Genomic DNA, 10,946 nt, shown 5'->3' with positions numbered 1-10,946 from the left:
CGCGGCGGCGCTCGCCCTGCGGGCCGAGGCGGACGGGGACGGCTGGCTGCTGACGGGGGAGAAGCGCTGGATCTCCAACGCGCCCGACGCGGACTTCTACACGGTGTTCGCCCGTACCGGTGACACGGGCGACGGGGCACAGGGTGGGTCCGGCGGTGGATCAGGCGGTGGCTCCGGCGGTGGATCAGGCGCGCGGGGGATCACCGCCTTCCTCGTACCCGCCGACCGTCCTGGGCTGACCGGCACGCCCCTCGCGATGCTCTCGCCGCATCCCATCGGCGCCCTGGCCTTCGACGCCGTACCCGTCACCCGGGGCGATGTGCTCGGCGAGACCGGCCACGGCTTCCGGGTCGCGATGAACACCTTGAATCTCTTCCGCCCCAGCGTCGGCGCCTTCGCCGTCGGGATGGCGACGGCCGCCATCGACGCGACCCTCGCGCACACCGCGGGGCGCACCGCGTTCGGCGGCCCGCTCAAGGACCTCCAGGCCGTGTCGCACCAGGTCGCGGAGATGGCGACCCGCACCGAGGCGGCCCGGCTGCTGGTGTACGCGGCGGCCGCGGCGTACGACGAGGGCGCCCCCGACGTCCCGGCGCGCTCGGCCATGGCGAAGCTGTTCGCCACCGAGACGGCCCAGTACGTCGTCGACTCGGCCGTACAGCTGCACGGTGCACGCGCGCTGCAACAGGGTCATCTGTTGGAACACCTCTACCGTGAGGTGCGGGCACCGCGTATCTATGAGGGTGCCACCGAGGTCCAGCGCACCATCATCGCCAAGGAGCTGTACGCATGAGCCTGGAGCGCATCAACCCCGAGGAGCTGTCCCCGGCGTCCGGCTTCTCGCACGCCGTCACCGCGACCGGCGGCACCCTGGTGTTCCTGGCAGGACAGACCGCGCTCGACACGGCGGGGAAGGTGGTCGGGGAGACCGTCACCGACCAGTTCGAGACGGCGCTGACCAATCTGCTCGACGCGCTCGCCGCGGCCGGCGGCGCACCCGCCGATCTCGCCAGGGTGACGGTCTACGCGACCGACGTCGCCGACTACCGCGCGCACGCCGCCGATCTCGGCCGGGTCTGGCAGCGGCTGGCGGGCCGCGACTACCCGGCCATGGCGGTGATCGGGGTCGTCCGGCTCTGGGACGAACAGGCACAGGTCGAACTGGACGGCATCGCCGTCCTTCCCTGACGCCGTCCTTCCCTGACACCCGTCCTTCCCTGACGCCGATCCGGAGGGAGCTGTGATGCCCGACATCGAACTCACCGCAGGACCGATCGCCTACGAGGACACCGGGGGCGAAGGTCCCGTCGTCGTCCTGCTGCACGGTCTGGTCCACGACGCCACGGTGTGGCGCCACGTCATCGCCGATCTGCGGACCGACCACCGCTGTGTCGCACCGACGCTGCCGTACGGCGCGCACCGCAGGCCGATGAGCCCGGACGTGCCCCTCGACCCGGACGCCGTCAACGAACTCGTCGTCGAATTCCTCGACCGGCTCGACCTGCGCGACGTCACCCTCGTGGAGAGCGACTGCGGACGGGCCCAGACCGTGGCGGGACAGCACCCCGAACGGCTCGGCAGACTCGTCCTGATCTCCTGCGAGGCGTTCGACAACTACCCGCCCGGGCTGCCCGGCAAGCTGATCGGCGTCGCGGCCAGGCTGCCCGGCGGTATCCCCCTGCTGGTCCGCACGCTCGGCGTCAGGGCGCTGCGCCGGCTCCCCGTCGGCCTCGGCGCGCTGACGAAGCGGCCAGTGCCCGACGAGATCGTCGATGGCTGGCTGCGTCCGCTGCGTACCGACAAGGCGATCAGGGAGGACTTCCGCCGCTACACCCTCGGTGTGCGCAGGACGGAACTGCTCGAAGCGGTCGACGGAATGCGGACGTTCGACAAACCGGCGCTGGTGGTGTGGGCCGCGGAGGATCTGATGATGCCGCGCGAACACGGCCGCAGACTGGCCGACGTACTACCGCGCGGCCGGCTGGTGGAGATCGCGGACAGCCGCACCCTCATCAGCGAGGACCAGCCGGAACTGCTCGCCACCGTCCTGCGGGAGTTCATCGCCGAGCCCGGCTAGGAACACGACCTGGGACCCGCTGGGTACCCCTGCCTCCCCGGGGTACCCGCAAAGGGACAAGAGCCAGGATTTCGAGGGGAGTTCGCCGATATGAGGGCGATCAGAGCCAGGACGGCCGTCAAGACGACGGCGGATGTGCTGCTGCGCAGCCTGCCGGGGCAGCTCGGCGGCTGCTTCCTGCTGGTCGCTGCCGTCATCCGGCTGATCCGGCCGGACCAGTCCCTCGTGTGGTGGCTGGTGCAGAGCGTCTTCTGGACCGCGCTCGGCGCGGGGATCGACGCACTGCGGCGCCGCGGCGACCGGTCGGCCATGGGCGGCGTCTCGGCCGGCGAGCACCTGTCGGTGGAACACGGCCTCCAGCACGGCCTGGTCCCCGCCGACCCGGCCGAACGGGCCGCGATGCACCGGCTGGTGATCCACCGGCGGCGCCGGATGGGCCGCTACTCCTGGCTGTTCGGGCCGCTGCTGGTGCTGATGTTCGCCCCGCCGGTGCTCGGCGTGCTGCTCGGGGCGTGGACGCCGGCCATGGCGCTGCTGGTGTTCGCGATCGTCTTCGACAGCTGGATGCTGTGGCTGCGCGGCCGCAACCTCGACCGCCTTGAGCGCATGGACCGGGCACTGTCGGCGGCGGCCAACGCCCCGGCCATGACGCATCATTGATGCTTCGTCAGGTCACGGTGGCCGCCGCGGTGTGGAACGCGTGCCGTACGGCCACGATGCCTTCGCCGTCCCGCGAAGGGTGCACCCGGTTCGTCAGCAGAACCGCGTAGCGGCCGGTCGCCGGATCCACCCAGACGCTCGTCCCGGTGAAACCGGTGTGGCCGAACGAGTCGGGGCCGAGCGAAGGGCCGACGGGCGAGCCGACCAGGTCCTGGCCCTGCCAGGCGAGTCCGCGCCGCAGCGCGAGAGAGTCCGTGTGGGCGGCCGTCATCAGCGCGAAGGTCTCCGGGCGCAGCAGCTCCTTCGCCCCGCCGGCGAGTGACTGCCCGAGCCGCTCCACATCGGCGAGCGGTGCGAACAGACCGGCGTGCCCGGCGACTCCGCCCAGTACCACCGCGTTCTCGTCATGCACCTCACCCGCCACCACCTGCCCGCGCCACGGGCAGTCCTCCGTGGCGACGGCCCGCGCACGGCCTGCCGCGTCGGGGTTGAAACCGGTGTCCTTCATCCCGAGCGGTGCGCACACCAGCCGGTCCACCAGCGTGTCCAGCGGCTCGCCGGCCGCGCTCTCCGCGATCAGTCCGAGCAGGATGAAGCCCTGCGAGGAGTACTCCACCCGGACGCCGGGGGCCGAGCGCGGCGGCAGCAGCCGCAGCGCCTCCAACAGCGCCTCGCGGGTGGGGTGTTCGCGGTAGAGCCGGACCTGGCCCGGCAGTCCCGAGGTGTGGGTGAGCAGTTGGTGGACGGTGAGGCCGGCCTTGTCGCCGCCCCGGTACGCCGGCAGATACTGGCCCGCCGTGCCCGCGAGATCCAGCGTGCCGCGCTCGACCAGCGCCATCACGGCGAGTCCGACGACGGGTTTGGTCACCGAGGCGAGGTCCCACAACTCGTCCCCGGTGAGCGCGGGGCCGTCCCAGGCGCGGGTGCCGGTCCAGCCGCGGTCCAGCGGCCCCGCCGCCGTGCCGACGGACCACGCGGCGCCCGAGTACGCCCGGCGGGTGCGGCCCGCCGCCAGGATGTCGCCGAGGGCGCTCACGCGAACTCACCGGCCTTCCCGTCGACCGTCGCGTCCGCTGCCGTATCCCCTGCTGCTGTGACCGTTGCCGTGTCCGCGACGAGGAACGGCGTCCGGGGCGCGCTGCCCAGGCCGGCCGAGACCGTACGGGCCGCGGCGCGCACCATCGGACCGAACAGCTCCACGTTCCGCTCGTCGAGGGTGAAGGTGAGGCCGCAGACGCCGATCGCGCCCACCACCTGTCCCTCGGCGTCGAGGACGGGGGCCGCTACCGACCGTACGTCCGGCTCGTCGTACTCGTCGTCCACGGCGTAACCGACCCGGGCCGCCTCCCGCAGCAGCGCGCGCAGCGCGGCGGGTTCGGTGGGGGTGCGCGGGGTACGCGCGGCCAGCCGCCCGGTGTCGAGCAGGGCCGCCGTCTCCTGCGGCGGCAGGGCCGAGAGCATCGCGAGGCCCACGCCGCTGCTGTGCAGCGGGGTCCGGCCGCCGGGGCGCCCGCTCATCCGGTACTCCCTGGCCGGCTCCGACCCGGCGAGCAGGACGGCTTCGTCGCCGCTGCGCACGGCGTACCGCGCGAGCAGTCCGGTGCGCCGGCGCAGATCGGCCAGGACGGGCCGGGCGAGCGCGAGATCCCTGCTGTCGTCCAGCGCCGCTGCGGCGAGCCCGAGCAGCCGGGGACCCGCGCGGTAGCTGCCGCCCTCGGCCGGCTGCGCGAAGCCGTACTCGGCGAGCGTTCTCAGATGGCGGTGGACAGTCGGTTTGGTGAGTCCTGTGCGGCGTGCGATATCGCCCAACCGGTGTGGCCCACCGGCCTGTACGAGTGCTTCGAGCACCTCCATCGCCTTGTCGACGGGGCCCTTCGCGGGCTCTGGCTCGCTGGCACGGGTGTTGACCGCTTTCGACATGTCGCTTAGCTTAACCCAACCGCATTCCATCTGCCGGAACGGATGTGTTGTTCAATGGAACGAATACGTCAAGGGCGGGCCGTGGACCGCAGCGGCCCACGCCGCCGCGACGTCCTGCGCCTCGGCGGCCTGGTCGTGCCGGCCGTGGCCGCGCCCGCGCTCCTGACGGGGTGCGGCGCCAACCCCGCGAGCAGCGCGGGCAACGTCCTGCGGGTGTCGCAGCCCGGGGACCCCGTGACCATGGACCCGCAGAAACAGGGCGACATGGTCTCGATGAACGCCCTGATCAACATGTTCGACACCCTCACCACCCGGGGCGCCGACAACAAACTGCACCCACGGCTCGCGCTGTCCTGGACCGCGCGCGACGAACGCACCTGGCGCTTCACCCTGCGCCCCGGCGTGACGTTCCACAACGGCGAGGTGTGTGACGCGGCCGCGGTCAAGTTCTCCATCGAGCGGCTGCTCGACCCCAAGACCAAGTCGCCGATCGTCGAGCTGCGTTACGTGAAGGACGTCGCCGTCGTCGACCCGCTGACCGTCGATGTGCACACCACGCTGCACGACCCGATCCTGCCCGACAAGCTCTCCCTGTTCGGTGGGGTCGCCGTACCGCCGCGCTATCTGGCCGACGTCGGCGACCAGGGCTTCGCCGCCCACCCCGTCGGCACGGGCCCGTTCACCTTCGTCAGCTGGCAGCGCGACCACGAACTGCGCATGCGGGCCTACCCGAAACACTGGGCGGGCCGCCCGCATGTGGACGAACTGGTCTTCAGCCCAGCACCCAACGCCTCGTCCTCGCTCGCCGCCCTCCAGAGCGGCGGCGTCGACCTCGTCGCCGGACTCACCCCCGACGCGGCGCAGCAGCTCGACGGCTACACCGGGGTCACCCTGGACGGCTACACCGGGATCCGCACCTCCTACCTGTCCCTGAACACCCTGGACAAGGGGCCGCTCAGCGACCGGCGGGTGCGCCAGGCGCTCAACCACGCCATCGACGTACCGCTGTTGATCAAAGCGGTGCTCGGCGGCAAGGCGCGTGAAGTGCCCGCGATGATCCCGCACGGCGCCTTCGGCTTCGACCCGTCGGTCAAGCCGTTCACCCGCTCGGTGAAGACGGCACGCGCGCTGCTCGCCGAAGCCGGCTATCCGCACGGCTTCAGCACCACGCTCACCGCCTCCAACATCGACTCCAACGTCGCGGAGGCCCTGTCCGGGCTCCTCGCCAAGGCAGGGGTGGACGCCAAGGTCGACCTGCTCGACCCCGGCACCTACTCCAGCAGGCTCACCTCGGCCAACCACGCGGCGCTCGGCCCGATGTACCTCGCGGCCAGCACCATCTGGACGCTGGACGGCGAGAGCATGATCCAGTCGAACGTACGCAGCGACCGCAGGCAGAGCCGCTGGCACTCCAAGGAGGCGGACCGGCTCGTCGACATCGAGGAACTCTCCGTCGACCCCGCCGAGCGCACCAAGGCCTTCTCCGACCTGCAACGGCTGATGCGGCAGGAAGCGCCCTTCGTCTTCCTCTACCAGCTCGACAACATCTACGCCCGCAACCAGCGGCCCCGCTGGAAGCCGGGTCCCGCGGGCGTACTCGCCATGGCGGGCGCGGAGGTCTCCCGATGACCGAACTCTCCCTCCAGCAACGGCCGCAGACGGCCGGCGAGCCGCAGGAACGTACCCGCGACCGGGCGGGGATGCGGCTGCTGCGCACCGTCCTGCTCAGGCTCGGCACCGCGCTGCTCGTCCTGCTGTGTACGGCGACCGTCTCCTTCTTCCTGGTCAGGCTCTCCGGCGACCCCGTCAAACTGCTGCTGCCGCCGGACGCGACGGCCCATCAGGAAGCCGTACTGCGCGGCTCGTTGGGCCTCGACCGGTCGCTGTTCTCCCAGTACGTCGACTTCCTGTGGGGACTGCCCCGCCTCGACTTCGGCAACTCCCTCTTCTACAACGAACCGGTGCGCACGGTGCTCGCCGACCGGCTGCCCGCCACCCTCCAACTGGCCGCAGCCGCACTGGTGGTGACGCTCGTCATCGCCATCCCCGCCGGGATCTTCGCGGCGATGCGGCGCGGCAGGGCCTCCGACCGCGGTGTGATGACCGGGGTGCTGCTCGGCCAGTCGACCCCGCCGTTCTGGGTCGGCATCCTGCTGATCCTGGTCTTCGCCGTCGGCCTGCACGCCCTGCCCGCCTCCGGGTACGGCACGTTCGCCAATCTGGTGCTGCCCGCGGTGACCCTCGCCGTGTACTCCGTCGCCGTCGTCGCGCGGCTGCTGCGCTCGTCACTGATCGACGTCCTGTCCTCGGACCACATCCGCACCGCGCGCGCCAAGGGCTTCGGCCCGGTCAAGGTCGTGCTCACACACGGCCTGCGCAACGCTTCGCTGCCGGTGGTGACCGTGATCGGACTTGAGGTCGGCAGCCTGCTGGGCGGCGCGATCCTCACCGAACAGGTCTTCTCCTGGCCGGGTGTCGGACAGCTCACGATCGAGGCCATCTCGCACCGCGACTTCCCGCTCGTCCAGGCCACCGTGCTGTTCTTCGCCGCCACCTTCGTCGTGGTGAACCTGCTCGTCGACCTCTCCTACAGCTTCCTCGACCCGAGGGTGAGGACGTCCCGATGACCGTCACCACACCGGCAGCCGCCGCACCGGCGGCGACGGCAGCGGAGCGCGGCCCACGCGCCGCCGCCCTGCGGACCCTGCTGCGCAACAAGCTCGCCGTCGTCGCGCTCGCGGTACTCGCGATCATGCTGATCTTCGCGATCTTCGCACCGCTGATCGCCCCGTACGACCCCAACGCCCAGGACCTGCTGCTCCGGCTGAAGCCGCCGGCCTGGCAGTCCGGGGGCAGCGGCGCCCATCTGCTCGGCACCGACCAGCTCGGCCGCGACATGCTCTCGCGTGTCATCTACGGCACCCGGATCTCGCTGCTCGTCGGCGCGGGCGCCGCGCTGCTGGCCGGCGTGATCGGCACCGTCGTCGGACTCGCCTCCGGCTACTTCGGCGGCTGGCTCGACCGGGTGCTCATGCGGCTCGCCGACGTCCAACTCGCCTTCCCCGCCATCCTGCTGGCCCTGGCGATCGTCGGCTTCCTCGGCTCGGGGCTCTGGTACGTGATCCTCGTGCTCGGCTTCACCGGCTGGGTGTCGTACGCCCGTGTCGTGCGCTCCGAGGTGATGTCGCTGCGCTCGCGTGACTTCATCACCGAGGCCCGCGCGATCGGGGTCACCGACGGCGCCATCATGCGTCGCCATCTGCTGCCCAACGTGATGGCCCCGCTCGCCACCATCGGCACCCTGCACATCGCCGCCGCCATCGTCGCCGAGGCGTCCCTGAGCTACCTGGGACTCGGTGTGCCCAAGGAGACCGTCACCTGGGGCTCGATGCTCGCCGACGGCCAGCTCTACCTCGGCACCTCCTGGTGGGTCGCGGTGTTCCCCGGGGTCGCCCTGATGATCACCTCGCTCGCCGTCAACATCACCGGCGACGCCCTGCGCGACGTCGCGGACCCGAAGGCGTACCGCCGATGACAACAGACCGCACCCCGCCCGTACGTGAGACCTGGCCCGTACGTGAGACTCCGCCGGTACGTGAGACCGCGCCTGTGCCTGAAACCGCGCCCGTGCTCGAAATCGACGACCTCAGCGTCGACTTCAGGCTCGACACCTCCACCGTGCACGCCGTCCAGGGCGTCAGCCTCCAGGTCGGCGCGGGCGAGACCCTGGCCGTGGTGGGGGAGTCCGGCAGCGGCAAGACCGCCACCGCGCTGTCCGTGCTGCGGCTCAACCCCGCCCCGCCGTGTGTGTACGCGGGCGGTGAGATCCGCTTCGCCGGACGCGACCTGCTCGCCCTGAGCGAGAAGGAACTCTGCGCGATCCGGGGCCATGACATCGCCATGATCTTCCAGGATCCGATGACCAGCCTCGACCCGCTCCAGCGCGTCGGCACCCAGGTGGCCGAGGTGCTCAGGCACCACAGGGGCGTCTCACGCGCCGAGGCCAAGGAGGCCGCCGTCGCCGCGCTCGACGAGGTCGGCATCCCCGACCCGGAACGCCGCTACCGGCAGTATCCGCACGAGCTGTCCGGCGGGCTTCGGCAGCGCGTGATGATCGCGACGGCGCTGGTGGGCCGGCCGCGCGTGCTCATCGCCGACGAGCCGACCACCGCGCTCGACGTCACCGTGCAGCGGCAGATCCTCGATCTGCTCGTGGCACTCCAGGAACGGCACGGCATGGCCGTCGTACTGATCACCCACGACCTCGGGGTGGTGGCCGAGACGGCCGACCGGGTCGTCGTCATGAACGCGGGCCGCGTCGTGGAGAGCGGGGACGTCATGGACGTCTTCGACCACCCCGCCGAGGACTACACACGGCGGCTGCTGGACGCCACCCCACGATTGGAGTCGGCATGACGCTGCTCGAACTGGACGGTTTGCGCAAGGAGTTCGGCGGCAGGCCGGCCAATGTGGCGGTCGACGAAGTGTCCCTGACCGTGACCGAGGGCGAAACCCTCGCCCTGGTCGGCGAGTCGGGCTGCGGCAAGACCACCCTGACCCGGCTGCTGCTGCGGCTCCTTGAGCCGACCGCCGGAAGCGTACGGTTCGACGGGCAGGACCTCGCCGCCCTGTCACCGGCCCAACTGCGCGCCGTGCGCCGCCAGATGCAGGTGGTGCTGCAGGACCCGTACTCCAGCATGAACCCGCGCATGCGGATCACGGACATCGTCGCCGAGCCGCTGATCACCCACGACCCGGCGGCCCGTGGCCGGCGCGGCAGGGCCCGTACCCGCGAACGCGTCGGTGAGCTGCTGGAGTCGGTGGGGCTGCCCGCCGCGATCCAGGACCGCTACCCGCACGAGTTCTCCGGCGGCCAGCGCCAGCGCGTCTCGATCGCCCGCGCGCTCGCCCTCGAACCCCGGCTCGTGGTGCTCGACGAACCCACCAGCGCCCTCGACGTATCCGTCCAGGCGCAGGTCCTCGATCTGCTGGCGGAACTGCAACAGCGGCTCGGACTCACCTACGTCTTCGTCTCGCACAACCTCGCCGTCGTGCGGCAGGTGGCCGACCGGGTCGCCGTCATGCGGCACGGCAAGCTGGTGGAGGTCGGCTCGGCCGCCGATGTCTTCGGCGATCCGCAGCACCCGTACACCCGGCAGCTGCTCGACGCCGTGCCCGTACCGGACCCGCGCCGTGCCCGCCGCACCAGGGACCGCCCCCACACGGAGGCGGTGTAGCCGTGGGGCGTCCAGAGGTGACCCGGCCGGCGGCGGCGCGGTCGACGGCCTCCCTAGAGATGGGACAGCACCAGACCCGCACCGCCCAGCAGCGCCACATCGTCCACCGCGGCGCCGCTCACCAGCACCTGCGGCAGCTCGGCGCCGACCGAGGCGACGTCGGAGCGCAGCCGCTCCTCGATGAGGGTGCGGAACCGCTCGCCGCCCTCCCGTGCCTCTCCGTGCAGGACGAAAAGGCCCGGTGCGAAGAGCTGCTGGACGTTGATCAGCCCCAGCGCGACGTTCTCCGCGTACTCCTCGACCGTCCGGCGGGCCGGCTCGTCGTCGCGCTCCACCAGCGCGGCGAGCGTGGCGCCCTCGCCGAGCCCGGCCGTACGGGCGCGGTCACGCAGCCAGCGGGTGGTGGCCACCGTCTTCCAGCAGCCGCGCCCGCCGCAGGTGCACGCCTCGCCGCTGGCCGACACGGTCATGTGCGCGCCGCTGCGCCCGCCCGCCGGGGCGAGCACTTCGCCGTCGTACAGGATGCCGACGCCCAGCACCTCGCCGGTCGACACCGAGGCGAACGTACGGCGGCCACGCCCCGCGCCGAACCACCGGTCGCCGAGCACCTGGAGTCTGGCCCGGTGCTCGACCCGCACCGGTGCGCCGGTCAGCGCGGCGAGCCGGGCGGTCACCGGATAGCCGTGCAGTGCCGGTACGTCGTTGACCTCGTTGATCAGACCCGCGGCCGGATCGACGATCCCGGCCGCCGCCACGCCGACCCCGACCGGGGCGTAGCCGGCGAAGACCTCGGCGGCCAGCGCGAGCGCCGAGTCGATGTCGGCGGGCAGGGCCGTGCCGGCGTCGTAGGACGCCTCGGCTCTGCGCAGCACCGTGCCGGACATCGTCAGCACCGCGGCCCGCACTCGTCCGGGCACCAGTTCGACAGCGCCGAGCGTCCGTGGCGGGCGGGGCGCGACAGGACCCGGCGCGGGCTCGGGCACCAACCGCAACGGAGAACCTTCATGGACCATGCGCCGACTCTGCCACGACAGTGTTTCCAGGGGGTAGCG

Annotated in this window: 12 protein-coding genes; 9 read left to right on the top strand and 3 right to left on the bottom strand. The window is 71.8% G+C overall.

Annotation, left to right across the window (positions count from 1 at the left end; all coding sequences use genetic code 11):
* The 4 genes from HY68_RS00210 to HY68_RS00195 all read left to right on the top strand — a co-directional run.
* A partial coding sequence (locus HY68_RS00210; RefSeq protein ID WP_041983180.1) for an acyl-CoA dehydrogenase occupies positions 1-793 on the top strand: 793 nt, incomplete at its 5' end.
* Entirely contained in the window at positions 790-1,188 is a 399-nt protein-coding gene (locus tag HY68_RS00205; RefSeq protein WP_041983178.1) for a RidA family protein, read from the top strand. The genes HY68_RS00210 and HY68_RS00205, both read left to right, overlap by 4 nt.
* A gap of 55 nt (positions 1,189-1,243) precedes the next feature.
* Positions 1,244-2,077 carry an alpha/beta hydrolase gene (locus HY68_RS00200; protein ID WP_041983176.1) on the top strand — a complete coding sequence of 278 codons (834 nt, stop codon included), beginning with the start codon at positions 1,244-1,246 and terminating at the stop codon, positions 2,075-2,077.
* 90 nt (positions 2,078-2,167) lie between these two features.
* Complete coding sequence (locus HY68_RS00195; RefSeq protein ID WP_041983174.1) at positions 2,168-2,737, top strand: hypothetical protein; 570 nt, start codon at positions 2,168-2,170, stop codon at positions 2,735-2,737.
* Positions 2,738-2,744: 7 nt separating this feature from the next.
* Here HY68_RS00195 and HY68_RS00190 read toward each other — a convergent pair whose 3' ends face one another.
* Both HY68_RS00190 and HY68_RS00185 read right to left on the bottom strand, forming a co-directional pair.
* Positions 2,745-3,773 (bottom strand): serine hydrolase domain-containing protein, encoded by a 1,029-nt coding sequence (locus tag HY68_RS00190; protein WP_041983171.1) that lies wholly within the window; start codon positions 3,771-3,773, stop codon positions 2,745-2,747.
* Positions 3,770-4,657: an IclR family transcriptional regulator gene (locus tag HY68_RS00185; protein WP_078863356.1), complete on the bottom strand. Its 888-nt coding sequence runs from the start codon at positions 4,655-4,657 to the stop codon at positions 3,770-3,772. Before HY68_RS00185 ends, HY68_RS00190 begins: the two co-directional genes overlap by 4 nt.
* A 54-nt stretch (positions 4,658-4,711) precedes the next feature.
* Between HY68_RS00185 and HY68_RS00180 the strand changes: the two genes are divergently transcribed.
* The 5 genes from HY68_RS00180 to HY68_RS00160 all read left to right on the top strand — a co-directional run bounded on the left by HY68_RS00180 (position 4,712) and on the right by HY68_RS00160 (position 9,894).
* Complete coding sequence (locus tag HY68_RS00180; protein WP_041983167.1) at positions 4,712-6,286, top strand: ABC transporter substrate-binding protein; 1,575 nt, start codon at positions 4,712-4,714, stop codon at positions 6,284-6,286.
* Between the two features lie 71 nt (positions 6,287-6,357).
* Positions 6,358-7,284, top strand: coding sequence for an ABC transporter permease (locus HY68_RS00175; RefSeq protein WP_078863865.1), 927 nt, complete (start codon positions 6,358-6,360; stop codon positions 7,282-7,284).
* On the top strand, positions 7,281-8,192 hold the full coding sequence (locus HY68_RS00170) for an ABC transporter permease (protein ID WP_041983164.1): 912 nt from the start codon (positions 7,281-7,283) through the stop codon (positions 8,190-8,192). Before HY68_RS00175 ends, HY68_RS00170 begins: the two co-directional genes overlap by 4 nt.
* Positions 8,189-9,073, top strand: coding sequence for an ABC transporter ATP-binding protein (locus tag HY68_RS00165; protein ID WP_078863355.1), 885 nt, complete (start codon positions 8,189-8,191; stop codon positions 9,071-9,073). The genes HY68_RS00170 and HY68_RS00165 overlap by 4 nt, the downstream gene beginning before the upstream one ends.
* Positions 9,070-9,894, top strand: coding sequence for an ATP-binding cassette domain-containing protein (locus HY68_RS00160; protein ID WP_041983162.1), 825 nt, complete (start codon positions 9,070-9,072; stop codon positions 9,892-9,894). Before HY68_RS00165 ends, HY68_RS00160 begins: the two co-directional genes overlap by 4 nt.
* A 53-nt stretch (positions 9,895-9,947) precedes the next feature.
* Here the strand turns inward: HY68_RS00160 and HY68_RS00155 are convergent, their stop codons facing one another.
* The gene (locus HY68_RS00155) at positions 9,948-10,886 is read right to left on the bottom strand and encodes an ROK family protein (protein ID WP_041983161.1); all 939 of its coding nucleotides are present in this window, start codon (positions 10,884-10,886) and stop codon (positions 9,948-9,950) included.
* Between the last annotated feature and the right edge of the window lie 60 nt (positions 10,887-10,946).

It is taken from the genome of Streptomyces sp. AcH 505 (genome assembly GCF_000818175.1).
GTDB lineage: Bacteria > Actinomycetota > Actinomycetes > Streptomycetales > Streptomycetaceae > Streptomyces.
Note: the sequence above shows the minus strand (reverse complement) of the source record. Positions and strands in the feature narration are given on the sequence as shown.

Coding starts and splice junctions, on each gene's coding strand:
- HY68_RS00205 (WP_041983178.1), top strand. CDS start 790: ATGAGCCTGGAGCGCATCAACCCCGAGGAGCTGTCCCCGGCGTCCGGC.
- HY68_RS00200 (WP_041983176.1), top strand. CDS start 1,244: ATGCCCGACATCGAACTCACCGCAGGACCGATCGCCTACGAGGACACC.
- HY68_RS00195 (WP_041983174.1), top strand. CDS start 2,168: ATGAGGGCGATCAGAGCCAGGACGGCCGTCAAGACGACGGCGGATGTG.
- HY68_RS00185 (WP_078863356.1), bottom strand. CDS start 4,657: ATGTCGAAAGCGGTCAACACCCGTGCCAGCGAGCCAGAGCCCGCGAAG.
- HY68_RS00180 (WP_041983167.1), top strand. CDS start 4,712: ATGGAACGAATACGTCAAGGGCGGGCCGTGGACCGCAGCGGCCCACGC.
- HY68_RS00175 (WP_078863865.1), top strand. CDS start 6,358: ATGCGGCTGCTGCGCACCGTCCTGCTCAGGCTCGGCACCGCGCTGCTC.
- HY68_RS00170 (WP_041983164.1), top strand. CDS start 7,281: ATGACCGTCACCACACCGGCAGCCGCCGCACCGGCGGCGACGGCAGCG.
- HY68_RS00165 (WP_078863355.1), top strand. CDS start 8,189: ATGACAACAGACCGCACCCCGCCCGTACGTGAGACCTGGCCCGTACGT.
- HY68_RS00160 (WP_041983162.1), top strand. CDS start 9,070: ATGACGCTGCTCGAACTGGACGGTTTGCGCAAGGAGTTCGGCGGCAGG.